The following is a 25056-nucleotide window of genomic DNA, read 5'->3' as shown; positions in this document are numbered from 1 at the left end:
TCCCGGTCCGGGGCGGGTGGAGACGGCGGGCTCAGGCCCGGCGGATCAGCGGAACAGGTGCAGCATCGCGATGTAGACGCCGGTGCCGGCGACGATGCTCAGCAGGGCGTTGCGGCGCCACAGGTGCGCGCTCGCGGTCGCGGCGATGGCAATCAAAGTGGGCAGGCCGTACGGGCGCGTGGTGAACGAGACGGACGAGACGGAGTAGACGACCAAAATGATCATGATGCCGGGCGGCATGGCGACGCCGAGGTACCGCACGATCGGCGCGGCGGCGACCCTACGCAGCGCCAGAAACGGCGCCGCCCGCAGGGCGAAGGTCACTATCGCGATCACCGCCACCGCGGCGAGCAGATACGCCGTCGTCATCGGTCACCTCCTTACGACGTAGCAGGAACCCGGCAATAGTGAGGACGAGGAAGACACCCATCGCCACCGAAAGGAACTGCCCGCGGTCGACCAGCAGGCCCACCGCGCTGGCGGCCACGCCGTTGAGCACCGGGACCAGGTTCGCGGGCCGGACGCAGTGCCCGAGCGCGAGCACCACGAACAGTGCCGTGAGCGCGAATTCGATGCCGTCGATGCCGCGCGGCAGCGCCACCGAGGCGATCGCGCCGACCGTGCCACCGGCCACCCAGTATCCCTGGCTGAGCAGCTGGATTAGGTGAATCCGGTCGCCCGGCAACTCCTCCGCGGGCCGCCCGGCCAGCAGCGAGTAGGTCTCGTCGGTCAGGGCGAAGACGCCGTAGGCACGCCGCCACCGGCTTTCCAGTCGCTGATAGGGAAACGACAACCCGTAGAACACGTGCCGGAAGTTCACCGCGAACGTGGCGAACGCGATGGCCGGCAGTGGCGTGTGCGCGGCGAGCAGCCCGACCGACAGGAACTGCATCGCCCCGGCGAAGATCATCACACCCGACAGCGGGGCGAGCCACCACGGCAGTCCGGTCTGGACGAGCAACACGCCGTACGCCATTCCGAGCGGGATGTACCCCATCGCGACCGGGAACGTCTCGCGCAGGGCCGTACGCAGGGCGGTCGAAGACGCGGTGCTCACGGGGTGGCCAGCTTCTTCACCTGCCGTCCGACCCGGGCCAGCCCCTCCTCGAGGAGCGCCGGTGGCCGTGCAAAGCTGATACGTAGGCCGGCGGTGGCGCCGAAGACCTCGGCGGGCATCACCAGTACCCGTTCCTCGGCCAGAAGCCGCTCGGCGACCTCGTCGGACCGCCCGGCGCGCAGGTGGCACCAGGCGAACGGGGTGCCCTGCGGTTCTACCAGCTCGAGCTGCTCGGCGTGGTCCCGGGCGAAGCTGTCGAGGATTCCCCGGCCGGCGTCGACGAGTCGCTGGTAGCGATCGATGTGCCGCTGCCGATCGGTCAGGACCCGAGTGCCGATTCGCTCGCAGAGCAGCGAGTTCGACACCGTCGTGTACCGCTTGTAGTTCACGATCTGCTCGGCGACCTCCGGCGTGCAGACGACCCAGCCGAAGCGCAGGGAGGGCAGGCCATACACCTTGGACAGACTGGAGACCGAGATGCCCCGCTCGTATTGCTGCGCCACCGAGGCGCCGAAGTCGAGCAGGTACTCCTCGTCGTTGACCAGCCAGATCCCGCGTGTGCGAGCGAAGTCGGTCAGCCGGCGCCACGCCTGCGGGTCGATCAGCCTGCCGCCCGGGTTGTTCGGGCTGTTCAGGGTGATCATGGTGGTCGCCGGCGTGGTCGCGGCGATCAGCGCATCGACGTCGAACGGCGTACCGGGCCGCCAGGTGAACTTGCTGACCTGGCAGCCGATCGCGGCCGGCACCTCCCAGGCCTGCTGCCAGCCCGGTGTAGTCGTCACGACGTGGTCGCCAGGTCGCAGGAGGGATCGGTAGAGCAGATACAACGCTTCTTGAGCGCCGTGCGAGACGACCACGCCGTCGGCCGAGGTGCGGCCGTAGAGCGACGCAATCGCCTCACGGGTGGCCGCCTCACCGCGGTCCGGGCTGTAGTCCAGTTCCCAGCCGGGGTCGATCGTGATGTCGGCCACGCGCTGGAACTGAACCCCGCTCTCGGCGAGGTCGATGTCGTACCGCCCGTGTGCGGTGTCGAACAACCACTGCTGAATGGAGTAGACCTCGATCATCAGGCCGCGTTCTCCCGCGTGAAAGGCTCGCTCACCGCAAAGGTGATCACGATGACGTCGCGGGTCGCGGTGCCGGGCACCTTCGGCGTGACCGGACTGACGTAGTGGCGCACCAGGCGATCGTCGAGGAGCACGGTCTCACCCGGCGGGAGGGCCCGGTCCAAGATGATTTCGTCGTCCTCGGCCGAGTCCGCGACCGAGACGAGCGAGACGCCACCGCTCACGTTGTCGTGAGCGATGCTGGTGACCGCCACGTAATCGAAACCGTCGTGGTGGAAGCCCTCGGGCGCCGGATATCCGTTGAACGAGTCGTCCGCGACGATCCGGATCTGATGGCAGCCGATAAAGAATTCCTCCTGGCGCAGTACGCGGCGTATCCGCGGGTCGCGCACCAACTCCTCGGCGAATTGCTGGGCCGGCTGCGGAAGCGGCGCGAAGCTGCGCGTCATGCCGCCCGCATAGCCGTTGATTTCCGTTTCCTGAAAGAACGTGGTGCTCTCGGCCCAGTGGACCTCGTCGCCCTTGACCTCGGCCTGACCGAAGGCGCGGAATCGGAATCTGTCCGTGCCCTGCAGGTAGTTGTCCGGAGGCAGGTCGGCAAAGCTGCGGATCAACTCGCGGCTTATCTTGTCCTGGTTCTGGAACAGGCGATAATACATTGTTCCCCCATGTCACACGCCGCCGGAGGGCGTGCCTACTTGAACAAGCTGAACCTCTTCGTCAGCGGGTCCAGAATCGCGCGTTCGCCAATGAAGGCGATTCCGTAATACTCCAGGTCGGCCGCCGCGGTGGCTGCCGTATCGAGCAGCTGCCGGGCGGTGCCGCCGTCGGCCATGGTGTTGACGAAGTCGACGCTGCGAACACCGGCTTCGCTCAGCTCGACACGCAGCCGGGCAATCCGGTTGGAGTTGTCGGCCTTCAGGATGATCACCGGATGGGCGCTGATGTCAGGATGCGTGTCGCCGTCGGCGTCGCGGTATGTCTGCAGGTCGAAGAGCCTATGGTCAGGCGCTCCGGCCGCTAGGCCGACGGCCAGATGCCCCGCCACGTTGAGGAGGCGTCCGACATCCAATTTGCGATTGAGCACGATAACCGTGCGAATGCCGGCTTCCTGCGAGTCGGCTGTGGGATTGCTGGTTTCCGTTGAACTCACGGGACGTAAATATACGTGGGACCCGGCGAACCGTCAGGCCGTCCCGACGGCGCTTCCCAGAAAGTGGGAGCAGGCGCAAGCTTAACCGCAGGTCAATCCCATCCCGTGTCCCCCCGCCGCGCGAATGCAGTCGGCCAGGAGTCGGCGCCGGCCCCGTTCGCCAGGTCAAGATGTCGATACAATGATTGACACGTGATCAATGTGGCTCACTCCCCCGTAAACCGTGTCGTCGGTCGACGACAGAACGGTCGCACGGACGGACCTCGTACTCAACCCCCGCCCGCTGGCCTCATCCGGCCATGCCAATAGGAGAAGTCGCGTTGAAGCTGATCACGGGGAAAGACGAGGAGTCGGAGCGCCCCGACGACTCCCTGCTCGCTGCGTACCGGTGCTGCCTGAACAGCGGCTCGTTCGAGGCCGCGACCGTGGCTTCTGTGCTTCAGATCACCGAAGCCGAGGCCGGCGACCTCGCCGACCGGATGGAGTCGCTCGGTCTGCTGACGCGGGGCGAGGACGAGATCCGGGAACCGGTCGATCCCGACGTCGCCGACATGGCGCTCAACGGTCCGCTGGAACGCGAGATCCTCGAACGCCAGATGGCCGTCCAGCGGATCCGTGACGAGCTGAAGGCGCTCCGCCCGATCTACGACCAACTCCGGCGCGACACCACCGCGGCGGGGGCCGGTTTTCGCGAACTCACCAACACAGACGAGACGGTGAACGAGATCGCCGCGTCGTCACGGCGGTGCGTCCGCGAGGTGCTCAGTGCGCAGCCGGGTGGCGGGCGAGGAGCGTCCACCCTCGCCGATGCGCTGCCACGTGACCTGGCGGCGCTGGAGCGTGGCGTCGGGATGCGCGTCATCTATCAGCACACCGCGCGAACCAGCCTCGCGACCCGCGCCTACGTGAGCCGGATCCAGGACGCCGGCGGTGTCGTCCGCACCACCGACGACCCGGTCGAGCGCATGGTCATCTTCGATCGCGCGGTGGCCTTCGTCTCTCGCTACGACGACGAGGGCAATCGCCTGCCGGGAGGTATCCGCATCTCGGTGCCGGCTTGCGTCCGCTTCCTGGCGGCCCAGTTCGATAAGGCGTGGCTCACCTCGGTCCCGTTCGACAGCGACACCGACGTGACGCCCGAGATGAACGACGTACGTCTCGACGTCCTGCGGCTGATGGCGCTCGGCCTCAAGGACGAGGTGATCGCCCGTCGGCTCGGCATGGCGACCCGCACCTGCCGCCGGTACATCGCGCTCGTGATGCAGGATCTCGGCGTGGAAAGCCGCTTCCAGGCCGGCGCGAAAGCCGCCCTGCTGGGGTTGCTTCCGGAAACCGTTGCGCCATCCGGTCCCACGCCGGAGCCCCGCCGCGGAGCGGACGACGCCCGCCCGGCGTAGCCGGCCCCGAAGGTCGGTAAGTCTACTGTGTACTGCCGAGTCGGCCTTGCGACTCACGCACGGAAGGAGATGCGCATGCCGCAGTCCGCCACGTTCCCGTTCCCCTCTCCGCCCGAACGCGACGACGAGCCTCTGCACGCCGAGCTGCGCCGCACCTGCCCGGTCGCGCGGATGCCGCTCGCATCCGGCGGCGAGGCGTACGTCGTGAGCCGGTACAGCGACGTGCGCCAGGTGTTCCTGGACAGGGCGTTCAGCCGCGCGGCGGCCACCCGGCCCGGCGTGGCGACCCTGCGGCCGGCGCCGATGAGCCCGCACATCATGCTGAGCATGGATCCCCCCAACCACACCCGGATTCGCGGGCTGGTCAACCGCGCCTTCACCCCGCGGGCCGTGAACCGGCTCCGGCCGCGGCTGCGGGAGATAGCCGAGCAGCTGGTCGACGACATGGTGGCCGCCGGGCCGCCGGTCGATTTCGTGAGTGCGTTCGCCGCACCGCTGCCGGCCATCTCGGTGTCCGAGATGCTCGGCGTCCCACCCGAGGACCACCGGCAGCTGCAGGGCTGGATGGACGTCCTGATGTCGATCACCGCGCATAGCCGGGACGAGATGCGGCAGGCCAGCCGCGACATGCTCGACTACCTCGGCGCGGAGATCGAGCGGCGTCGCCGAGAGCCCGGCGACGACCTGCTCAGCGACCTGATCGCGGCCCGGGACGAGGAGGACCGCCTTTCCGAGGTCGAACTCGCACACAACGTCTACATCATCCTGATCGGCGGCTACGAGACCACGGCGTCACTGCTGGCCAACTCGCTGTTCACCCTCGACGCCCACCCCGACCAGCGTGAGCTGATGCGGACGCGTCCCGAGCTGATCCCGCAGGCCGTGGAGGAGATCCTGCGCTACGTCCGCATCTCGCAGGCCGGCCTGGAGCGGGTGGCGGTGCGCGACGTGGAGCTGGGCGGCGTGACCGTGCCGGCGGGCTCCACCGTCATCACGCTGAAGTATTCGGCGCATCGCGACGAGGACCTGCTGCCCGAGCCCGACCGGTTCGACATCACCCGGCCGGAGATCCCGCACCTGGCGTTCGGGCTCGGCCCGCACCACTGCATCGGTGCGGCGCTGGCGCGGGCCGAGCTGACGATCGCCTACGAGACGCTGCTGCGGCGGCTGCCGGGCCTGCGGCCGGCACTGCCGCCCGAGCAGGTGGAGTGGAAGGCCGGCCTGATCACCCGGGGCCCCGAGCGGATGCCCGTGGAGTGGTAGGCCGGCCGCCCTTCACGCCCGGTTGGCCGCGCTCAGCACGGCCTTCAGCGAGGCGGTCGTGATGTTGGAATCCATGCCGACACCCCACCGGCGCCCGCCGCCGACGGCGCAGTGCACGTACGCCGCCGCGCGGGCCGTTTGGCCGCTGCCCATCGCGTGCTCGGCGAAGTCCAGGACGCTGACCTCCAGTACCGAGCCGGTGAGCGCGTTGACGAACGCCTCGATCGGTCCGTGCCCGACGCCGGTCACCGTGCGCGGTACGCCGTCCACCGTGATCTCGGCGGTCAGCTGCAGCTCGCCGGCTGTGCCCTCGACCGGCGCCAGCTGGTAGTCGCCCAGCGCGACCCGACCGGCGCCCAGGTAGGTCTGCTCGAACAGATCCCACAGCTCGGCGGGGCTGATCTCGCCGCCCTCGTCGTCGGTGTGCTGCTGCACCACGCCGGAGAACTCGATCTGCAGCGGGCGCGGCAGGTCCAGCTGGTGCTCGGTCTTCATCAGATAGGCCACGCCGCCCTTGCCGGACTGCGAGTTGACCCGGATAACCGCCTCGTAGCTGCGGCCCACGTCCTTGGGGTCGATCGGCAGGTAGGGCACCGCCCAGGTGAACGCGTCCACCTGCACCCCGGATGCGTCCGCGTCGGCGCGCAGCGCGTCGAAGCCCTTGTTGATGGCGTCCTGGTGGGAGCCGGAGAAGGCGGTGTAGACCAGCTCCCCCGCGTACGGGTGGCGCGGGTGCACCGGCAGCTGGTTGCAGTACTCCACAGTGCGCCGGATCGCATCGATGTCGGAAAAGTCGATCATCGGGTCGACGCCCTGGGAGAACAGGTTCGCCCCGAGGGTGACGAGGTCCACATTGCCGGTGCGCTCGCCGTTGCCGAACAGGCAGCCTTCGACCCGGTCAGCGCCGGCCAGCAGCCCGAGCTCGGCCGCGGCGACGGCGCAGCCGCGGTCGTTGTGCGGGTGCAGGCTGAGCACCAGGGAGTCGCGGCGGGGCAACCGGCCGAGCATCCACTCGATCGTGTCGGCGTACACGTTCGGGGTGGCCGCCTCCACCGTGGCCGGCAGGTTGACGATGAGCGGGCGGACCGGGGTGGGGTCGATCACGTCGATCACCGCGGAGCAGATCTCCAGCGCGTACTCCAGCTCGGTGCCCGTGTAGGACTCCGGGGAGTACTCGTAGAAGATCTCGGTGTCCGGCGTGATCGCCTCGGCGTACTTCTGGCACATCCGGGCGGCGCTGGTGGCGATGTCGGTGATGCCGTCCCGGTCCAGGCCGAAGACGACGCGCCGCTGCAGTACCGAGGTCGAGTTGTAGAAGTGCACGATGGCGCGCTTGGCGCCGCGCAGCGACTCGAACGTGCGCTCGATCAGGTGCTCCCGGCACTGCACGCAGACCTGGATGGTCACATCGTCCGGAATCAGGTCCTGCTCGATGAGCGTACGGACGAAGTCGAAGTCGGTCTGCGAGGCGGCCGGGAAGGCTACCTCGATCTCCTTGAAGCCCATCTGCACGAGCAGGTTGAACATGCGGCGCTTCCGCTCGACCGACATCGGGTCGACCAGCGCCTGGTTGCCGTCGCGCAGGTCCACGGCGCACCAACGCGGCGCCTTGGTGAGGGTCTTGGCGGGCCACTGTCGGTCCGGGAGCGAGTAGGGGAACTGCTCGGCGAAGGACTTGTAGCGGTGCGTGGGCATGCCGCTGGGCTGCTGCGTGGTGAACGGATTCATGAGAAAGCTCCAGGTGGGTGTGCGGAAGTCGAATTTCCGGCCGACGCGCACCGCGCCACGACGCGGCCGAACGCCGCAGCGGAGTGTCAGCCGTGATCAGGCTCCGCTGCGGCACCCAAGGAGAAGAGGCCGCCATGCCATGACCCGCCGACTGTACCCAATCCGGGAAGTCCCCGGACAGACATTCCGGGTACCCGGGCGGGCGCATTGGGGTGCCTTCGGGTAAACGCGCAGCTCATTCCGGCGAGGCGTAGCGCGAATCAATTTTCGGTTGATCAGCGAATGATGGCCACGAAGCCACATCGTGAGATCACCGATGACAGCATTGCCGACAGTGGATAGCTTGGCGACCGACGTCAAGACTCGTTCCTGACATCCGTGGCCACACATTGGGCGGGCCACGGAACACGATCCAAGACGGGGGAATCGTGGTCCATCACCCTCATACGGGCGCGCGCACATTTTCCGAGGTGCTGGCGGGCCTGGACGCGGACGACCGTGGCCTCACGTTCGTCGGCACGACCGGCGAGCAGTACGTGCCGTACACCGAACTCGCAGCGCGCACGGCCGAGCTGGCCGCTCGCTGCGCCGGTCTCGGGCTGCGGCACGGCGACCGGGTGATCCTGGTGCTCGACGACCCGGCCGAATTCGTGCCGGCCATTCTCGCTCTGCTGAGGGCCGGCATCGTGGCTGTGCCCTACCTGCCGCCGTTCGTGCTGTCCCAGCAGGAGACCTACGGGACCGGCCTGGGACGCGTATGCCGGGCCGCGGGCGCGCGACTGGCGCTGCTCGGCGCCGCGGCGCGCCGGGTGGTCGGCGAGTCCGACGTGGGCTGTCCGGTCATCGACTTCGCCGGCCTGACAGCCGCGCCGGTCGGCGCGGTCGGCGAGGTGGACCCGGCAGACCCGGCGCTGATCCAGTTCACCAGCGGGAGCACCGGCGCGCCCAAGGGCGTCGTGGTCAGCCACCGGGCGCTCGTCGGGCACGGCCGGGCGCTGGCCGCCGGTCTCGGCATCGACGGCACGGTGGACCGGGGCGTGAGCTGGCTGCCGCTCTTCCACGACATGGGCTTGATCGGCAAGGTGTTCGCCGCGGTGCAGACGCAGACCCCGGTCTGGTACGTCACGCCGCAGCGCTTCGTCCGTGACCCGATCGGCTTCCTGCGGCTGATCTCCCGGGTACGCGGCACCATCGTCTTCGCGCCGAACTTCGCGTTCGGGCTGCTCGCCCGGCGGGCCGCGGCCGAGCCACCGGAGGGCCTCGACCTGTCGTCCTGGCGGATCGCGGGCTGCGGCGCCGAGCCGATCCGGGCCCAGACGCTGCGCGCGTTCGCCGGGGCGTACGCCCCGGCCGGCTTTCGCGCCGCCCAGCTGGTGCCGTCGTACGGCCTGGCCGAGTGCACCCTCGCCGTGTGCGCGACCCTGCCGGGCGAGGGCATGCGCACCCTCAGGCTGGACGCCGACCGGTTCGCCACCGAGCACCGGGCGGTCGAGGGATCGACCATGGAGCTCGTCTCCTCCGGCCCCCCGCTGCCCGGCGTACAGGTGCGGATCGTCGGGAAGAACGGCGCCGGACTGCCCGACGGGCACGAGGGCGAGATCGCCGTCCGGTGCCCCTACCTCGCCGACGGCTACTTCGGCGACCGGGCGGCCACCGCCCGAACCTGGCACGACGGCTGGATGCACACCGGCGACACCGGCTTCCTGCACGAGGGCGAGCTCTACGTGACAGGACGGATCAAGGACGTCGTGATCATCAATGGACGCAACTATCAGCCACACGACATCGAGCTGCTCGCCGAGCGGGTGGACGGCGTGCGGCCGGGCGGGGCGATCGCGTTCGGCACCAGCCGGGACGACACGGAGGCCGTCCACGTCCTCGTCGAGGCGGTGCGCTATCCGCCGGCCGCCGGCCTCACCGAGGCGATCGCGACGGCAGTCCGCAGCGGCCTGCGCATCCCGGTGGACGACGTCACCGTGGTCCGCCGCGGCGCGCTTCCCCGTACCAGCTCCGGCAAAGCCCGCCGGAGGCACGCCGCCCAGCTGCTGCGCGAGGGCCGGTTGGCCGCCGTGGCACCCGCCACCACCCCACCAGGGAGGGATTCATGACCCGACCGGGTCCCGTCATCGGTCAGCCATACGTGGTTCAGCAGGGCGACACCATCACCGAGATCGCGTTCGTCGCGTACGGCGACGCGCGGCGCTACGTGGAGCTGGTGGCGCACAACCGGGACCTACCGGATTTCAATCCGGCCCGGCTGCGACCCGGGATGGAGTTGGACATCCCGGAACCCGACTACCTCCCGCTGCCGGGCGGGGTCGGCGGCTTCCGGGCCTCGGCCGGACGGTCGTTCCAGCTACGCCCGTCCGCGGCGCAGCGGCCGCCGACGCGTACGTCGCACCCGGTGCCGCTCACGCTGAGGACGCGCAAGGAGGAGAAGGACCATGACTGACGTCTTCCATCAGGTACGGCGAGTCATCGCCACGGTCGCGAAGATCCCGGAGGCCGACATCAAACCGGAGAATCCGGTGACCGGCCTGGCCAACGTGGACTCCATCGTGCTGCTCGAGGTGGTGGCGCGCACCGAGATGGAGCTCGGCATCGAGATCGACGAGGAAGCACTGTTCGGCATCGCCACCGTCGGCGAGTTCGTGACCGCCTGTGAACAACAACTGGCCGAGGACGAGAAGGGCGACAACGATGACACGACGACGCAAGCTGCTCCTGATCGCGCCGCAGGCGACGTTCTTCGGGCGTAACCCCGAGCACCAGCGTTTCAAGCGGGAGTCCCGCGAGTTCCAGTTCTTCGACTACACCTGGACCGGCTTCGCCACCGGCCTCATGATCGTCGGCTCGCTCACCCCGCCCGAGTGGGATGTGCACTACGTCGACGAGAACATCGAGCCGGTCGACTTCGACGAGGAGGCGGACCTGGTCGCCCTCACCGGGATGACCGCGCAGGCCGACCGGATGTACGCGATCGCCACCGAGTTCCGCGCCCGGGACGTGCCCGTGGTGGCCGGCGGCCTGCACGCCAACCTGCTCCCGCACGAGGTCGCCCAGTACGTCGACGCGGTCTGCGTGGGCGAGGCGGAGGCGCTGTGGCCGCAGGTCCTGCGCGACTTCGAAGAGGGCGAGCTCCAGCCCATGTACCGGCAGACGGCCCGCGCCGACCTGACCCGCGCACCCCGGCCGCGCTACGAGCTGGCGCAGCAGCGCTACTACCCCAGCATCTGGATCGAGACGTCGCGCGGCTGCCCGCACACCTGCCGGTTCTGTGCGGCCACGATCCGCTACCGCGACAAGCTCGGCTACAAGGACATCGACCAGGTGGTCCGGGAGATCGAGATGGTGCGGGACCGCTGGGACAGCCCATACATCCTGTTCTCCGACGACAACTTCGTCGTGGACCGGCAGCGCACCCGGGAACTTCTCAAGCGCCTCATCCCGCTGGGCATCAAGTGGAGCGGCCAGTCCGACGTCTCGTTCTACAAGGACCCCGACATTCTCGATCTGATGCACGAGAGCGGCTGCATGACGATGCTCATCGGCTTCGAGAGCGTCTCCACCGACAGCCTGCACAACATCGACGAGCGTAACTGGAAATACCGCGCGCTGAAGACGTACGTCGAGGCGACGAAGACGATCCAGGATCACGGCGTCGGCGTCTACGGCGCGTTCACGCTGGGCCTGGACACTGACACCAAGGATTCCTTCGAGGCGACGTCTCAATTCGTCAAGGACAACTATCTGGCCGGCATCCAATGCTCGTGCGTGACGCCGTTCCCCGGCACGCCGCTGCGCGACGACATGGAGCGGGAAAGCCGAATCGATCTCTCGAAGCCCTGGTCGTACTACACCGTCTTCGACTGCGTCTACGAGCCGAAGAACATGACTCCGGCCGAGCTGGAGGCCGGCACGCTCAGTGTCTACCGCGACTTCTACAACCGCGAATTCTCGCTCAAGAAGACCCGGCATTTCAAGGGCATCTACAAGAACCTCGTACGCAAGAAGGTCGAGCGGGAGCAGGCGCTCGCGACGACCGGCCGGAGCATGGTATGAGGGTGGTCGTCGTCGGCCCGGGCGGGATCGGCCGGGCCGTCGTGCGAACCCTGGCCGCCGAGGGCCACGAGGTGGTGGTCGGCTGGCATGGCACCAAGGAGGCGCTCGACGACCTGCCAGCTCGGCCCTTCCAGGTCGACGTGCTCGACCCGGCATCGTGCCGGGACTTCGTGGGCGCGGTGTGGCGTACGGCCGGGCCGTTCCGCGCCCTGGTCACCTGCTTCGGCGAGGTGACCGAAGGCCCCGTGCTGCGCAGCGACGATGCCGCCCTGCGCCGCTCGGTCGAGATCAACCTCGGTGGCGTGGCCAACCTGTGCCGGGCTGCCGCCTTCCGGCTCATGAAGGCCGGCGGGGGCACGATCGTGACGATCGGCTCGGCGGTGTCGCGCATGGGCATGCCCGGCCTGTCGGGCTACTCCGCCGCGAAGGCCGCGCTCTCCGCCTACGGGCGCAGCGTCGCCGCTGAGCTGGCGCCGTACGGCATCACCTGCAACACCATCCTGCCGGGCTTCGTCGACTCGGGGCCGACCGCCACGCGAGACGAGCGGTGGAAGGAGACCGTGGCCCGGCACGTGCCGCTCGGCCGGCTCGCCGATCCCGGCGACGTCGCCGCCATGGCGGCGTTCCTCGTGTCGCCGGGTGCTGCCTACATCACCGGACAGGAGTTCGTGGTCGACGGCGGCCTGTCGCTCGGCGCCGCCGCGCTCGCCCGCGATCTGGTGGAGGTGCACCGTGGTTGAGCAGCACAGCCCACGCCAGACGCTGTGCACGTTCTGCGGGGTGGTCGATCAGGTCACGATCACGCCGAACGACAAGGTCCGCGGCACCGGCTCGATGGGCGTATGCGTCAAAGGCGCGCACTACTTCCAGAAGCACCTCGGCTCTGATCCTCGCGAGGTGGCCCGCTTCACCAGTCCGATGCTGCGCTCACCGTACGGCTGGGAGAGGGTCTCCTGGGATTACGCCATCGACATGGCCGCCGACACCATCCTGGCCGACCGGCAGGAGTTCGGACGGGATTCGCTCGGGTTCTACGGCGTCGGCCAGATGACGTTCGAGGCGCTGTGGGTGGCCAAGAAGTTCTTCCAGGGCCACCTGGGTACCAACAACATCTGCTCGAACGCCGAGCAGTGTCTGGCGAACAACGCCGGCGGTCACGAGCTGGTCTTCGGCAACGAGGGTCCGTTCTCCAGCTACGACGATTACCGGCACGCCGAGGCGATCTTCTTCTACGGCCACAACCCGGCGATCAACCATCCGACCGTGTTCCAGCGTTACGTGCGCCAGAATCGCGCCGCCGTCAAGGTGGTGGTCGACCCGCGCCGCACCGACACCGTCGAGCAGCTGCAACGGGACAATCCGGAGAACATCCACCTGCCTGTACGCAGCGGCGGCGACGTGCTGCTCAACTGCGTCATCGCGCGCTACCTGATGGACCACCGCGCATGGGATCGCGCGTACGTCGCCCGCCATGCCGACCCCGCCCTAGCGGACGAGTTCCTGAGGTTCATCGGCACCGGCCCGTTCGGGCTGGACGAGGCCGTGCCGCGGTTGACGCCGACCGGCATGCCGGTGGACGAGATGCGCGAGCGCATCGTGCGCGCCGCCGAGCTTTGGCGCCGCGACCGCGTGGTGACCACCAGTTCGGTGGGCATCAATCAGACCGTGGGCAGCGCGGGCGTAGCGTCCATCCTCAACCTGCACCTGCTCACCGGGCACATCGGCGAGCCCGGCCGCGGCCACGTGCGCATGGCAGGGCAGTCGAACGCCTCCGCCGAGCTGGCCCTGGGCTATTCCGGGCGGCTGCTGCCCTTCCGCATGCGGATCGCCGAGGAGCGCGACCGAACCGAGATGGCGGCCATCTGGGAGCTGCCGCCCTGGAGAATCAACCCGGAGCCGGGGCTGCCGGTGGCGTCCTTCGCCACCTCGGAACGGCTGCGCACGCTCTTCGTCTTCGGCACCAACCCCGCCCGCAACTTTCCCAACCTGCGGCGGTGGCGGGAGAAGATGATGGATCTCTGCATCGTCTACGTCGACTCCTATTACAACCCGGAGATTCTCGAGTACGCGGACATCGTGCTGCCCTGCCGCACGAAGCACGAGACCGCCGGCATTTTCCTCAACGGCGAACGCCGCCTGCAGTTCATGGAGCCGGTCGAAGAGCCTGCGTTCGAGGCATGGAGCGACGTGCGGATCGTCTGCGAGGTGGCGCGCCGGGTGGCCGCCCGGCTGGAGGAGAACGCGCGGCCCCCCGCCGGCGGTGACGCGCGGCTGACTGTGGCCGAGGTCGACGATCTGGTGGCGGACGGCAACCGCGACATCGATCCGGCGGCACTCGACAAGGCGTTCAGCTATCCCACCGACGACTTCGGTGAACCGCTCAGCGAATACGTCTGGAACGAGGTACAGGCGGCCTCCCGCGGGTTTTACAACGAGTTCGTCGACGGGACCGGCGCCCCGATCACCCTGGATCAGATTCGGGCCGGCGAGGGCGTGCAGTGGGCCGGCGAGCGGCGTTACCAGCCGTCCGGGGAGGCGCCGCTGTCCTCCGCCGTGCGCCGCGCCGAACGCCGCGCGGCCACGTTCTTCGTCCCGCCGCCGGAGCGACTGCTGCCCTTCCAGGAGCGCAACCGCGGCGGCTTCGTGCTGATCACCGGGCGGGGCGTGATGGGCGACAAGGCCAAGCGCCACAACGTGGCCATGTTCAACTCGTCCACCGCGACCGGCGCCGACGACTGGCCCGACGAGAACAGCGTCTACGTCAACGACGCCGACGCCGCCCGGCTCGGCGTGACCAGCGGCGTGCGGGTCGGCCTCCGCAACGAGATCGGGGCGATCGAGTGCCGTGCCGAGGTGAGCCCGGACGTGCCGGCCGGCCACCTCTACCTCACCTTTCACCCTGACAAGGCGGACACCCACCCCAACTTTCTGACCAGCTCCGACAACATCGACCCGCACACGTGGCAGCCGCTGCTCAAGGACACCCGGGTGGACCTGGTCGTAGGCGGAGGGCAGCCCTGACGATGCTCGCGTACCCGGTGCGGCAGTTTCTCCGCTTCGCCCGTCCCGAGCCGCGACCCGACTTCCTTTCGCCGGCCGACTTCGGGCTGGTGGCGTCGCCGGTCGAGATCGTCACGGTGGACCTCGTCCGCATCGCCGGCTGGGCATTCCGGCCGGAGAGCCCGCGCGGGGTAGTGATCCTCTGCCATTCCCGCAGCACCGACAAGTCTCGCGTGCTCGGTCAGGCCGAACTGCTCTTCCGGCGGGGCTACCTGGTCGTGGCGTTCGACTTCCGCGGTTGCGGCAAAAGCGGGCCGCCGCCCCGGCGGCTGTGGGGCAGCCTCTGGGATCCACTCCACGATCTGGAGGCGGTGGTACAGCACACCGTCGACCGGCTGCTGGCTGACCTTCCTTCCCTGCGTACGCGGATCGCCCTGCTCGGCTGCTCGTTCGGCGGCAACATGGTGATCGCGCACGCCGGACACGGCCCCCGCCACTACCCCGCGGTGATCTTCGACTCGACGCCGCTGGTGCGCTGGCAGGACATGCTCGACACGCTGCTGCGCCGGGAACGGCGGGGAGCACGATGGCGGCGGGTCCGGACGGCCGTCGACTGGTGCGTCGTGCGCGCCGTCGTACTGTGGACGCGGGCGACGCCGCTCTACAACCACGCCACCCGGTCGGTCGGCAAGCTGGCCGGCACCGTCGTCCTGCACATCGTCGGCGAGCGGGACAACCTCTTCGACGTGGCGGAAAGCATCCGCTTCCTCGAGGAGAACTGCGGTGGGGAGACCGAGGTCTGGCGGGTCCGCCGCGGGCGGCACCTCACCAACCACCTGGTCGACCCGCAGGGCTACACCGACCGAATCGACGCCGTCCTGACCCGAGCATTCGCCATCCCGACCGTCCGGAGCGAGGAAAATGCCTAAGATCAGCGCCCCCGAGCAGACCGACGAGCTGCGCCACAGCGAGCGGGTGAGCCTCACCATCGCCGACCTCGACCGCGGCTTCCGGCTGAAGTCCCGCACCGCGACCGCGCTCACCTTTCCCTTGGTGTACGGCCAGTTCGGCGCGAACGTGGACGTGACCGCCCTGCGCGCCGCCGGCAACGGTTCGGTGCTGACCTACGCGGAGCACGAGCGCACCGGCGGACCACTCGCGGTCGGCGCGCCGATGGACGTCGACTTGGCGATCCGGCACAGCGAGCTCTCCGGCGCGGGCCTCGGCGACCTGGCGGCCCGGCTCGGCTTCGAGTGCCGCTACGACCTTCGCTCGCCGATCGGGTCCGGTGATCCGAAGCGCTATCGCGACATCGCCGACCCAACCCCGTCACCGTGCGGTCACGGCCGGCTCGTGCTCACGCTGATCCGCCCGTTCGGGCCGGTCACCCGCCGTCTCGTACGGGAACCACTGCCGGAGACCGCCCACCTGCGGGTACATCCACTCGACCCGCCTCACCCCACGGTCGAGGAGCTGAGCACGGTGCCCGGCGCCCTGACCGAGGCCACGCCCGCGAACGTCGAGTCCGCGGGCTGGTTCGGCCTCCAGCACACCGACACCAACCAATATGTGTTCTCCGCCGAGCTGCTACGCCTGCTGGAGGACCACGCCACCCTCCTGGTGGGCGACGCCGGCTTGGCGGTGGCCGGGCACACCTTCGAGAAGGTGGCGGCCCTGTTCAAGAAGCCGTTCGAGGCAGGTAGTCGCTACGTCGTACGCGGACGACTCTGGACCGACGAGCAGATCTCCCTGGCCATCGTCGGCATCCACCAGGTATCCGAGGACGGCGTCGCCCCACAGCCCGCCGTCTACGGCCGGCTGCAGGGACACCTCGACAGCTGACGGGTTCGGCCGGGCCGGTGCCGTTCCAGCGCAGCACTGGGCCGCCTGTCCGCTATGGGGGTCACGACAACCTGGTCGCGCTGATGCGTTTGTGGGGTTTCCGGGGGGTGGTTGAAATCTACATCGATAAACGTGAGGCCCTGACCAGCATTTTTGCTGGCCAGAGCCTCAACCTGGAGCCGCCTGACGGAATCGAACCGTCGACCTACGCATTACGAGTGCGTCGCTCTAGCCGACTGAGCTAAGGCGGCAACGATGGTCAAGTGTACGGCACGCCCGGCCGGGAGCCGAACGGGATCCCCCCGTCCGGAACCGGACACCGGGGCACGGGAAGCCCCGCACGGGAGAGACTTCCCGCCCGGCGCGGACTACCCTGCGGCGGGTGACCGACGATCACGTACCGCCGCGACAGCCGGACCCCGAGACGCGCCCCGGCGAGCGGGCCAGCCGTCGGCCGCACAGCCTGGACCCGCTGGAGCTGGGTTTCACCCCGCGCCGGCCGGTCCCCTGGCTCGCGCCGCTGCTGCTGATCAGCACCGGCCTGCGGACACTGCTGGCCATCCTGTTCGGGGCGTACCTGGACAAGCGGGAGCTGCAGAACGCCTTCGGCGACGACACGTTCCGGCAGGTGGGGCCGGACGGTGGGCTCTGGTTGGACTACGTGGCCGACCTGGGCGACGGCTTCGACGCCACCTACTCGATCGCCTACCTGCTCGCCCAGCCGGAGCTGACCGTGGACGGGCACCGGCTGCCCCGGGCCCAGACGCTGGTGATGGGCGGCGACCAGGTCTACCCGTCGGCCGGCTACGAGGCGTACGAGGACCGGACCAAGGGCCCGTACCAGGCGGCGCTGCCGGTCGCCCCGCCGGAGCGCCCGACGCTCTTCGCGGTGCCGGGCAACCACGACTGGTACGACGGCCTGACCGCGTTCCTGCGACTGTTCGTGCGCTCCCGGGACCGGCACTTCGGCGGCTGGGGCACCGGTCAGTCCCGCTCGTACTTCGCGGTCGAGCTGCCGGCCGGCTGGTGGCTGCTGGGCCTCGACGACCAGTCCGGGTCGTACCTGGACGATCCGCAGCTCACCTACTTCGACGAGGTGGCCCGCAAGCTCACCCCACGGTCCCGGGTGATCGTGGCGGTGCCGGCGCCGACGTGGGTGAAGGCCGCCGAGCACCCCAACGCGTACGACTCGGTCGACTACTTCATCCGTACCATCGTGGCACCCACCGGGGCGCAGGTCCGGCTGCTGGTCTCCGGCGACCTGCACCACTACGCCCGGTACTCGAGCCCGGAGCGGCAGCTCATCACGTGCGGCGGCGGTGGCGCCTACCTTTACCCCACCCACCGCCTGCCGGAGCGGCTGGAGGTGCCGCCGCGGGACACGCTGACCCGGCGGGCCAGCCGCACCCGCGAGTACGACCTGGCCGCCCGCTATCCGGAGAAGGCGCGCTCCCGCCGGTACGGCTGGGGCATCTTCGGCCGGCTGCCGTATCGCAACCCGGGCTTCGCCACGCTGCTGGGCACGCTGCACACGTTGCTCATGCTGGCCATGGCCGGGGTGTCGGCGCAGCGGGCCGACTCCACCGCGCAGCGGCTGTTCAGCGTTCCGCTGGTGGCGATGCTCGTGGTGACGCTGCTGGGCGCGGCGTTCTTCGCCAAGCCGCCCAGCGCGGGCGGGAAGCGACACGCCCGGCACTGGATCCTCGGGGTGGCGCACGGGCTGGGCCACGTGGCGCTGGCCGCCGGGGGCACCTGGCTCTGGCTGCACCTGCCGTTCTACGAGTGGCCGTGGCCGCTGCCGGCGGTCGCGGCGGTGGTGCTCTACGGGCCGGTCAGCGGGCTGGTCGCCAGCCAGTTGGTGGCGCTCTACCTGTTGGTGGCGGGCGCGTTCGGGGTGAACCTGAACGAGCTCTTCGCCGGCCAGGGCATCGAGGACTCGAAGGCGTTCCTCCGGTTCCGGTTCGATCCGGACGGCACCCTGACGATCTACCCGATCGCCCTGGACAGGGTTTCCCACGCCTGGAGCCTGAACCCGGACGACTCACCCACCGCCCCCTGGCTGACCCCCCGAACCCCGCTGACCCCCCGCCTGGCCGAGCCCCCCATCACCCTCCGCTGACCGCCCCCATCCTGTCGACGAAGGAGTTGGCGTCGCGCGGGGGCGCGAAGGGTGATCCGAACTCCTTGGTCGACCCCGAGGGCGCGGGCGGGGTCAGGAGGAGGGGTTGTAGTGCTGGTCGTGGGACTGGCGGGGGGCGCAGACGGAGGCGCGGCTGCACTGGCAGCGGGAGCCGTCGGCGTCGAGGCGCACCGTGACGGCGTCGCGCGGGACGCTGTGGCCCACCACCTTGCCCTCGCCCTGGGGCGTGTCGACGCGGGTGCCGACCGCCGGGGCGGACTCCTGGAATCTTTGATACAGCGGATGTTCATACTTGAGGCAGCACATCAGGCGCCCGCAGGCGCCGGAGATGCGCAGCGGGTTGAGCGGCAGGTCCTGGTCCTTCGCCATCCGGATGGTCACCGGCTCGAAGTCGGTGAGGAACGTGGCGCAGCACAGGTCACGCCCGCAGGAGCCGATGCCGCCCTGCACCCGCGCCGAGTCGCGGGCGGAGAGCTGCCGCAGCTCGACCCGGCAGTGCAGGGTCGCCCCCAGGTCGCGGACGAGGGAGCGGAAGTCCACCCGGTGCGGCGCGGTGAAGTAGATCGTGGTGCGGTCGCTGCCGGTCTCCGGCGTGCCGAGCACGTGGTCGACCGCGACCACCTTCATCGGCAGGCCGTGCTCCCGGATCAGCCGCTTGGCGGCCACCTTCGCGTCGGCCTTGCGCCGGCGCAGCGCCTCGTCGCGGCGCAGGTCGTCGTCGCCGGCCGGGCCGGCCAGCTTCGGGAAACCGTCGGTGTCCTCGCTGACCCACTGCGCGGCCCACACGCACTCGGCCACTTCGGGTCCGTCGTCGGTGGGCACCAGCACCCGGTCGCCCACCTGCGGGCGCAGCTCACCCGGGTCGAGGTAGTAGAGGCGCCCGTACCGGTTGAAGCTGACCGCGCAGAGCATGCCCATGCGCCCACCCTACGCGGACCCGCGCGGCCGGACGGCTTGCCGGTCGCCGTCCGGTCACACCGCGCAGCGATCCATCCCGGTCGACCCGACCGAAGCGACCCCCACGCCTCGCCCGGACGGTTGAAACCTGGGCCGACCCCGGGACAAACGCCTGCCGACCGCGTTGAGTGAAGGCATACCTGCGGGGGGTGCAGGGGAAGGCCACGGCGTCGCACGCCGGTGCCCGGCCACGGCCGGATCGGCGTGCGACGCCGTGGACCGTCAGTAGCCGATCCGGGTGGTGCCGCCGTATCGCGGCGCGGAGACGGCGCGGTCCCGCCAGGTCGTCTCGGCCAGGCTCGGCCCCCACTGGCGCAGCAGCGTCTCGGCTCCGTCGTAGGCCACCCCGAGCACGCCCAGCACCCGGGTGGCGATCTCGGCCGCCGCCGCGGCGCCGACCGGACCGGCCTCGACGCCGGGGCGTACGGCGGCGTGCACGGTGACCGCCTCGGCCGAGCCGAGCACCTCGGCGAGCGCCCGCGCCAGCGCGGCCCGGCTGCTGTCCACCCAGCCGGCCAGCGCGTCCGCGTAGCCCGCGGTCGACTCCAATCGGCCGACCAGGCTCTCCGGCCCCTCGTCGAGGTGCCGGAGCAGGGCGGTGCGGGCGTCGTCGTAGGCCGCGGCGGCCGACCCGGACCAGGCGACCTGATCGGCGAGGACGGCGGAGGCGTCGTCGTATCCCCGGACGAGCCGGCGCACGGCGTGGCCGGCGCCGGTCAGCGGCGCGGGGTGCAGTTCGAGGAACTCGCGCACGGCCGCGCCGGGGAGCACCTGCATCCGGCGCAGCAGCGGCCAGAGCCGGTGCCCCTCGGGCGCGCCGGCGGCGAGCAGCGTGTCGACCCGGCTGAGCAGGTCGAGGCCCGGCTCGGCGAGGCGGTCCAGCGCGTCCATCAGGCCTCCCGGGCCAGCCGGCGCGCGACCGCGTCGTCGGCCGCCGCGTAGCGCTCGGCGGCGCTGCGCAGCGCCGCCGCGGCGGCGGCCAGCCGGTTGGCGGCGGCCTGCGCCTCGCGGGCCCGGTCGGTGGTGGCGGCGGTCCACTGCCGGTGCAGGGCACGCCCCACGTCGCCGGGCCGGCCGGCGGCGTGGGCGCCGAACGCCGGGTGCGGTGGGTCGGTGGCGGTCACCGTGCGGGCCAGCGTGGCGAGCGTGGCGCCGGCATCGTCGAGGCGGGCGGCCAGCGCGCGCAGCGATTCCATGTCAGGCTCCCGCCAGCGGCCGGTAGGCCGCGAAGGTCTCGTTGTGCAGCTTCTCCCGGGCCCACTGCGCCGCGTCGGCGGCGGCGGTCACCGCGGCCTGCACCGAGCCGGCCACGTCGCGCGGGTTGCGCTGGTGCAGCGGGCCGAGGAAGCGGACGTCGGTGATCCGCCCGCCGGCCGTGACGACCACCTCGACCAGGCCGTCGGGCGAACGGACGGTGACCTCCACCGTGGCGACCGCCTGGTCGAACTCGGCCTGCAGGGCTTCGATGCGGCGGTAGCGCCGCACCGCCTCCTCGATCCAGGCCTCGTCGATCTCCCCCCGCGCCATCGGCGCACTCCTCCCGGCCGGTCGGCGCCGCCGGCCCCACCCCGACGCCACCCTCACTGAGCGTGCCGCCTTGGTCACCACGGCATCACCGGACCGTACCGCACGTCAATCGCGCGTGTCGATGCCCTGTGGACAGCGTGCGGGCGGCCGGGTCAGCCCCGCCAGAGGGAGAGCATCATCGCCTCGACCGCGATCCGTGGCTTGACGTTCGCCTCGATCGCCGCCCGGCACTCCAGCACCGCCTCCAGGCGGCGCAGCGAGCCCTCGGCGTCCCACTTCTGCGCACCGGCCGCGGCCGTCGTCGCGGTGTCGGTGTGCACCGGGGCGACCGGCGCCCGCAGCGCCATGGTGAGCGCGTCCCGGTAGAAACCGGCCAGGTCGACCAGCGCCCGGTCGAGCGCGTCCCGCTGCGCCCGGGTGGCCCGCGACTTCTGCCGCCGCTCCAGATCCTTGAGCTGGCCGGCGGCGCCCCGCATGGCGCCGGCCGCGCCCCGGCCGGTGCCGCCCGCGCCGAGCGCGGTCTGCAACGCCGCCCGCTCCGCCTCGTCGGCCTCGGCGACCGAGACGGCGGCCTCCGCCTCCGCGGCCTCGATCAGCGCCGAGGCGGCGTCGAACGCCGCGCCCACGCCGGTGAGCCGGCGCGGCACGGCGAGCACGGCCTCCCGCCGCTGCCGGGCCTCCGGGTCACGGGCCAGCCGCCGGGCCCGGCCGACGTGCCCCTGCGCGGCCGCCGCGGCCCACTGCGCCACGTCCGGGGCGACGCCGTCCCGGCGGACCAGCACCTCGGCCACCGCGCCGGCCGGCGGCTGGCGCAGCGGCACGACCCGGCACCGCGACCGGATGGTCACCGAGACGTCGTCCGGGTGGGTGGACGGGGCGCAGAGCAGGAAGACGGTACGCGGGGGCGGCTCCTCGATCGCCTTGAGCAGCGCGTTGCCCGCGGCCTCGGTGAGCCGGTCGGCGTCCTCGATGATCACGATCTGCCACCGACCGCCGGAGGGCGTGCTCGCCGCGCGCAGCACCAGCGCGCGCATCTCGCCGACCGAGATGGAGAGCCCCTCGGGCACCACGAGCCGCACGTCGGCGTGGGTGCCGGCCAGCGTGGTGTGGCAGCCGGGGCAGCGGCCGCAGCCGGTGCCGTGCACGCACTGCAGGGCGGCGGCGAACGCGCGGGCGGCCACCGACCGGCCGGAGCCGGGCGGCCCGGTGAAGATCCACGCGTGCGTCATCCCGGCACCCGGGGCGGCCTCGGCGGCTGCCGCCCCGCCCGGGTCGCCGGAAGCGCCGGGGTCGCAGGCGGACTCGCCCGAGCCGGACGCGCCGGGCCCGCTCGGGTCGCCGGGGTCGTCGAACTGCTCGGCGAGCGCGTCGAGGTCGTCGTACCCATCGGCCGGAACGCCCACGCGGGCCGCCACCGGCGCGCCGGCCCGCAGCAGCGCGGCGGCCGACGCGGCGGCCCGCCGCAGCGTGACCACCGCCTCGTCCTGCCCGACCAGGTCGGCGAAGACGTCCGTCATCTTCGGCGTTGCTCCATCGTCACCAGCTCCGCGTCGGATAACTCGGGCTGGACCGAGGTGTCCGGGCCCTGCGCCGGGCGCGGGTGCACGATCCCGGCCGGGTCGACGAGGAACTCGTCCACCCGGCGCGCGACCGCGTCGGTGATCTCCTCGACCGGACGCGACGCGTCGAGGACCAGGTAACGCTTCGGGTCGCCGGCGGCCAGGTCGAGGAACGCGTAGCGGACCCGCTCGTGGAACGTCACCGACTCGGCCTCCAGCCGGTCGGCGTCCTCGCTGCGGGCCGCCACCCGGCCCAGCCCGGTACGCGGGTCGACGTCGAGCAGGACCACCAGGTCGGGCTTGAGCCCGCCGGTCGCCCAGGAGGAGAGCCAGGAGACCTCGTCGACCGGCAGCGTCCGGCCGGCGCCCTGGTAGGCCAGGGACGAGTCGACGTAGCGGTCGCTGATCACCACGGCGCCTCGGATCAGCGCCGGGCGGACCACGGTGGCCACGTGGTGGGCCCGGTCGGCGGCGTAGAGCAGCGCCTCGGCGCGCGGCGACGGTGCGTCGTCGTGGGCGGTGCCCAGCACCAGCGAGCGGATCCGCTCGCCGACCCCGGTGGCGCCCGGCTCGCGGGTGACGACCACGTCCCGACCGCCGCCGCGCAGCCGCTCGGCGAGCGCGGCGAGCTGGGTGGACTTGCCGGCGCCCTCGCCGCCCTCGAAGACCACGAACAGACCGGAGGAGACGAACGGCTCGGCCGGCATCAGCGGGCGGCCCCGGATCGAGCCCCAGAGGTCGGCGAGGACCGGTACGCCCTTCTTGTCGTCCATCTGGCCGAACGCGCTGATCCCGGCGAAGATGCCGGCCGCGCCGGCCGCGAGCAGCAGCAGCCGGGTCGAGGAGATGGAGATGCCCAGGTCGGCGATGGTGAGCTGGCGGGAGCCGCCGACGCCGACCAGGAGGCTGCTCAGCGCGATGGCCAGGATCAGCACCAGCCGGGTGCCGATCTGCACCACCGCGAAGACGCGGCCGCGCACCTCATCGGCGACCTCGCCGCCGAGCAGCGTGGTGCCGGCCAGGAAGGCCATGCCGGCGCCGGCACCGACCAGAATCGCGCCGACGATGGCCATGGACAGGTGGATGGCGAACGCGAGCACCAGCACGGAGGCGCTGGCCAGCACGATGCTCATGCCGAACCACCGTCGCCGGGACATGTCCCGCACGATCATCGGGCCGAGCCCGATGCCGAGCGCCAGACCGACGAAGATCGCGCCGAAGAGCAGCGAGAACGCCGCGTCACCGGCGCCGAGCGAGTTGGCGAAGAACTTGGCCGTGCCGACCACGATGCCGCCGCCGGCGAACGCGCCGAAGATGCCCAGCACCAGACCGCGCACCAGGGGCGTCTGGCCGATGAACTTCCAGCCGTCGGCGAACTGGCGGAACATGCTCTGCTCGGCGCGCTCCCCCTCGCCGCGCTGCGCCTCGCTGATCTCCTTGATCCCGAAGGCCACCACGAGCGCGGTGGCGAGCCGGGAGAAGGCGTTGAACCAGAGCGCGAGCTGGGCCGGTTCGGCCCAGTTGGGCAGGTCGCCGCCGACCGCCCCGCGCACGCCTCGGTCCAGCACGGCCAGCGCGACGGCGGCGGCCACCGGGGTCAGGCCGTAGGTGGTGATCAGGGTGAGCTGGTTGGCCGCCTCCAGCCGGGTGCGCGGGATCAGGTTGGGGACCGCCGCCTCCTTGGCCGGGATCCACATCAACGTGATCGACTCGATCAGGAAGGTGGCGATCAGCGCCCAGCCGACCACCAGGCCACCCGCGGCGCCGGTCAGCGCGTAGAGCGGGATCGAGGCGAAGAGCACGAAGCGCAGCAGGTCGCAGATGACCATCGTCCACCGGCGGTCGAACCGGTCGGCGAAGACGCCCGCCACCGGGCCGAGCACCAGCGCCGGCAACAGCCGGATCGCGGTCACGCCGCCGAAGGCCGCGCCCTGGGCGGTGCTGCCGGACACCTGCGAGGCGGCGAACAGGGCGGTGGCGAGCAGGCCGAGCCAGTCGCCGAAGGAGGCCGCGCTGAGCACGATCCACAGCCGGCGGAACGGCCGGATGCGCAGTACCGAGCGGATCGCGGCGACGCCGGACCGGTCGGCCGGTGTGCCGGGCGACGACACGCCGGACGACTCGCCGTTCTTCTGGCTTTCGATGGCCGTACCTCCACGTGCCGGCCCAGGTCTGGGCATCCCCGGTGGAACACTCTAGTCGCGCGGAGGGCACCGCCTCCCGCGACATTCGCCTGCTCGCCGAGCCTAGGCCGCCGGAGCCACCGCCCGCAGCCCGGACAGACGCGAGGGTATTTCGCATTGC

23 protein-coding genes and 1 tRNA gene are annotated in these 25056 nt (G+C 70.9%); 11 read left to right on the top strand and 13 right to left on the bottom strand.

Annotated features, from left to right (window positions below):
- Window positions 1-45: 45 nt before the first annotated feature.
- Genes ACGFI2_RS06995 through ACGFI2_RS06975 form a run of 5 tightly spaced genes read right to left on the bottom strand, consistent with a single transcriptional unit; the run spans window position 46 to window position 3277 of the window.
- Window positions 46-324 carry a branched-chain amino acid transporter permease gene (locus ACGFI2_RS06995; protein ID WP_393511928.1) on the bottom strand — a complete coding sequence of 93 codons (279 nt, stop codon included), beginning with the start codon at window positions 322-324 and terminating at the stop codon, window positions 46-48.
- Window positions 281-1057, bottom strand: a complete 777-nt coding sequence (locus ACGFI2_RS06990; RefSeq protein WP_393511925.1) for an AzlC family ABC transporter permease — start codon at window positions 1055-1057, stop codon at window positions 281-283. Before ACGFI2_RS06990 ends, ACGFI2_RS06995 begins: the two co-directional genes overlap by 44 nt.
- Window positions 1054-2124: a pyridoxal phosphate-dependent aminotransferase gene (locus tag ACGFI2_RS06985; RefSeq protein WP_393511922.1), complete on the bottom strand. Its 1071-nt coding sequence runs from the start codon at window positions 2122-2124 to the stop codon at window positions 1054-1056. The genes ACGFI2_RS06990 and ACGFI2_RS06985 overlap by 4 nt, the downstream gene beginning before the upstream one ends.
- The gene (locus ACGFI2_RS06980; protein ID WP_393511919.1) at window positions 2124-2783 is read right to left on the bottom strand and encodes a 2OG-Fe dioxygenase family protein; all 660 of its coding nucleotides are present in this window, start codon (window positions 2781-2783) and stop codon (window positions 2124-2126) included. The genes ACGFI2_RS06985 and ACGFI2_RS06980 overlap by 1 nt, the downstream gene beginning before the upstream one ends.
- A 35-nt stretch (window positions 2784-2818) precedes the next feature.
- Complete coding sequence (locus tag ACGFI2_RS06975) at window positions 2819-3277, bottom strand: DUF2000 domain-containing protein (protein WP_393511916.1); 459 nt, start codon at window positions 3275-3277, stop codon at window positions 2819-2821.
- A gap of 320 nt (window positions 3278-3597) precedes the next feature.
- Between ACGFI2_RS06975 and ACGFI2_RS06970 the strand changes: the two genes are divergently transcribed.
- Window positions 3598-4674 carry a LuxR C-terminal-related transcriptional regulator gene (locus ACGFI2_RS06970; protein WP_393511913.1) on the top strand — a complete coding sequence of 359 codons (1077 nt, stop codon included), beginning with the start codon at window positions 3598-3600 and terminating at the stop codon, window positions 4672-4674.
- Window positions 4675-4749: 75 nt separating this feature from the next.
- Window positions 4750-5937 carry a cytochrome P450 gene (locus ACGFI2_RS06965; protein ID WP_393511910.1) on the top strand — a complete coding sequence of 396 codons (1188 nt, stop codon included), beginning with the start codon at window positions 4750-4752 and terminating at the stop codon, window positions 5935-5937.
- Between the two features lie 12 nt (window positions 5938-5949).
- Here ACGFI2_RS06965 and leuA read toward each other — a convergent pair whose 3' ends face one another.
- Window positions 5950-7665 carry a 2-isopropylmalate synthase gene (leuA, locus tag ACGFI2_RS06960; protein WP_393511907.1) on the bottom strand — a complete coding sequence of 572 codons (1716 nt, stop codon included), beginning with the start codon at window positions 7663-7665 and terminating at the stop codon, window positions 5950-5952.
- 470 nt (window positions 7666-8135) lie between these two features.
- Here leuA and ACGFI2_RS06955 point away from each other — a divergent pair, with 470 nt between their 5' ends.
- From ACGFI2_RS06955 to ACGFI2_RS06920, 8 genes are read left to right on the top strand one after another with little or no spacing between them, the layout of a single operon-like run.
- Window positions 8136-9773: an AMP-binding protein gene (locus ACGFI2_RS06955; RefSeq protein ID WP_393511904.1), complete on the top strand. Its 1638-nt coding sequence runs from the start codon at window positions 8136-8138 to the stop codon at window positions 9771-9773.
- Complete coding sequence (locus ACGFI2_RS06950) at window positions 9770-10117, top strand: LysM peptidoglycan-binding domain-containing protein (protein ID WP_393511901.1); 348 nt, start codon at window positions 9770-9772, stop codon at window positions 10115-10117. Before ACGFI2_RS06955 ends, ACGFI2_RS06950 begins: the two co-directional genes overlap by 4 nt.
- A complete protein-coding gene (locus ACGFI2_RS06945) occupies window positions 10110-10424 on the top strand; it encodes an acyl carrier protein (RefSeq protein ID WP_393511898.1) in 315 nt (104 codons plus the stop codon). The genes ACGFI2_RS06950 and ACGFI2_RS06945 overlap by 8 nt, the downstream gene beginning before the upstream one ends.
- Window positions 10366-11727, top strand: a complete 1362-nt coding sequence (locus ACGFI2_RS06940; RefSeq protein WP_393511895.1) for a B12-binding domain-containing radical SAM protein — start codon at window positions 10366-10368, stop codon at window positions 11725-11727. Before ACGFI2_RS06945 ends, ACGFI2_RS06940 begins: the two co-directional genes overlap by 59 nt.
- Window positions 11724-12467: an SDR family NAD(P)-dependent oxidoreductase gene (locus ACGFI2_RS06935; protein ID WP_197087848.1), complete on the top strand. Its 744-nt coding sequence runs from the start codon at window positions 11724-11726 to the stop codon at window positions 12465-12467. The genes ACGFI2_RS06940 and ACGFI2_RS06935 overlap by 4 nt, the downstream gene beginning before the upstream one ends.
- Window positions 12460-14748 (top strand): molybdopterin oxidoreductase family protein, encoded by a 2289-nt coding sequence (locus tag ACGFI2_RS06930; protein WP_393511892.1) that lies wholly within the window; start codon window positions 12460-12462, stop codon window positions 14746-14748. Before ACGFI2_RS06935 ends, ACGFI2_RS06930 begins: the two co-directional genes overlap by 8 nt.
- Window positions 14749-14765: 17 nt before the next feature.
- Complete coding sequence (locus tag ACGFI2_RS06925; RefSeq protein ID WP_393511889.1) at window positions 14766-15656, top strand: alpha/beta hydrolase; 891 nt, start codon at window positions 14766-14768, stop codon at window positions 15654-15656.
- Window positions 15649-16569 (top strand): hypothetical protein, encoded by a 921-nt coding sequence (locus tag ACGFI2_RS06920; protein ID WP_393511886.1) that lies wholly within the window; start codon window positions 15649-15651, stop codon window positions 16567-16569. Before ACGFI2_RS06925 ends, ACGFI2_RS06920 begins: the two co-directional genes overlap by 8 nt.
- Before the next feature lie 174 nt (window positions 16570-16743).
- Here ACGFI2_RS06920 and ACGFI2_RS06915 read toward each other — a convergent pair.
- Window positions 16744-16820: transfer RNA gene (locus ACGFI2_RS06915), tRNA-Thr, on the bottom strand.
- Window positions 16821-16951: 131 nt separating this feature from the next.
- On the opposite strand from ACGFI2_RS06915, the gene ACGFI2_RS06910 reads away from it, so the two are divergent.
- Window positions 16952-18688: a metallophosphoesterase family protein gene (locus ACGFI2_RS06910; RefSeq protein WP_393511883.1), complete on the top strand. Its 1737-nt coding sequence runs from the start codon at window positions 16952-16954 to the stop codon at window positions 18686-18688.
- Window positions 18689-18781: 93 nt separating this feature from the next.
- Here the strand turns inward: ACGFI2_RS06910 and ACGFI2_RS06905 are convergent, their stop codons facing one another.
- From ACGFI2_RS06905 to tmk, 6 genes are all read right to left on the bottom strand, one after another.
- Window positions 18782-19627, bottom strand: coding sequence for a stage 0 sporulation family protein (locus ACGFI2_RS06905; RefSeq protein WP_393511880.1), 846 nt, complete (start codon window positions 19625-19627; stop codon window positions 18782-18784).
- 261 nt (window positions 19628-19888) lie between these two features.
- A complete protein-coding gene (locus ACGFI2_RS06900; protein WP_393511878.1) occupies window positions 19889-20557 on the bottom strand; it encodes a hypothetical protein in 669 nt (222 codons plus the stop codon).
- Entirely contained in the window at window positions 20557-20862 is a 306-nt protein-coding gene (locus ACGFI2_RS06895) for a hypothetical protein (RefSeq protein ID WP_393511875.1), read from the bottom strand. The genes ACGFI2_RS06900 and ACGFI2_RS06895 overlap by 1 nt, the downstream gene beginning before the upstream one ends.
- 1 nt (window position 20863) lies before the next feature.
- A complete protein-coding gene (locus ACGFI2_RS06890; RefSeq protein ID WP_358038318.1) occupies window positions 20864-21193 on the bottom strand; it encodes a YbaB/EbfC family nucleoid-associated protein in 330 nt (109 codons plus the stop codon).
- A gap of 152 nt (window positions 21194-21345) precedes the next feature.
- The gene (locus ACGFI2_RS06885; RefSeq protein WP_393511872.1) at window positions 21346-22710 is read right to left on the bottom strand and encodes a DNA polymerase III subunit delta'; all 1365 of its coding nucleotides are present in this window, start codon (window positions 22708-22710) and stop codon (window positions 21346-21348) included.
- Window positions 22707-24773, bottom strand: a complete 2067-nt coding sequence (gene tmk, locus ACGFI2_RS06880; protein WP_393513118.1) for a dTMP kinase — start codon at window positions 24771-24773, stop codon at window positions 22707-22709. The genes ACGFI2_RS06885 and tmk overlap by 4 nt, the downstream gene beginning before the upstream one ends.
- Window positions 24774-25056 lie beyond the last annotated feature (283 nt).

The sequence above is a fragment of the Micromonospora sp. NPDC049282 genome, from assembly GCF_043197045.1.
Taxonomy (GTDB): Bacteria; Actinomycetota; Actinomycetes; order Mycobacteriales; family Micromonosporaceae; genus Micromonospora.
The sequence above is the reverse complement of the archived record's forward strand: the minus strand, read 5'-3'. Positions and strand labels throughout refer to the sequence as shown.

Excerpts from the sequence above, each read along its gene's own strand:
- ACGFI2_RS06940 (WP_393511895.1), top strand. The coding sequence starts at position 10,366 with ATGACACGACGACGCAAGCTGCTCCTGATCGCGCCGCAGGCGACGTTC.
- ACGFI2_RS06895 (WP_393511875.1), bottom strand. The coding sequence starts at position 20,862 with ATGGAATCGCTGCGCGCGCTGGCCGCCCGCCTCGACGATGCCGGCGCC.
- ACGFI2_RS06935 (WP_197087848.1), top strand. The coding sequence starts at position 11,724 with ATGAGGGTGGTCGTCGTCGGCCCGGGCGGGATCGGCCGGGCCGTCGTG.
- ACGFI2_RS06905 (WP_393511880.1), bottom strand. The coding sequence starts at position 19,627 with ATGGGCATGCTCTGCGCGGTCAGCTTCAACCGGTACGGGCGCCTCTAC.
- ACGFI2_RS06950 (WP_393511901.1), top strand. The coding sequence starts at position 9,770 with ATGACCCGACCGGGTCCCGTCATCGGTCAGCCATACGTGGTTCAGCAG.
- ACGFI2_RS06920 (WP_393511886.1), top strand. The coding sequence starts at position 15,649 with ATGCCTAAGATCAGCGCCCCCGAGCAGACCGACGAGCTGCGCCACAGC.
- ACGFI2_RS06965 (WP_393511910.1), top strand. The coding sequence starts at position 4,750 with ATGCCGCAGTCCGCCACGTTCCCGTTCCCCTCTCCGCCCGAACGCGAC.
- ACGFI2_RS06890 (WP_358038318.1), bottom strand. The coding sequence starts at position 21,193 with ATGGCGCGGGGGGAGATCGACGAGGCCTGGATCGAGGAGGCGGTGCGG.
- ACGFI2_RS06900 (WP_393511878.1), bottom strand. The coding sequence starts at position 20,557 with ATGGACGCGCTGGACCGCCTCGCCGAGCCGGGCCTCGACCTGCTCAGC.
- ACGFI2_RS06985 (WP_393511922.1), bottom strand. The coding sequence starts at position 2,124 with ATGATCGAGGTCTACTCCATTCAGCAGTGGTTGTTCGACACCGCACAC.
- ACGFI2_RS06945 (WP_393511898.1), top strand. The coding sequence starts at position 10,110 with ATGACTGACGTCTTCCATCAGGTACGGCGAGTCATCGCCACGGTCGCG.
- ACGFI2_RS06885 (WP_393511872.1), bottom strand. The coding sequence starts at position 22,710 with ATGACGGACGTCTTCGCCGACCTGGTCGGGCAGGACGAGGCGGTGGTC.
- leuA (WP_393511907.1), bottom strand. The coding sequence starts at position 7,665 with ATGAATCCGTTCACCACGCAGCAGCCCAGCGGCATGCCCACGCACCGC.
- ACGFI2_RS06980 (WP_393511919.1), bottom strand. The coding sequence starts at position 2,783 with ATGTATTATCGCCTGTTCCAGAACCAGGACAAGATAAGCCGCGAGTTG.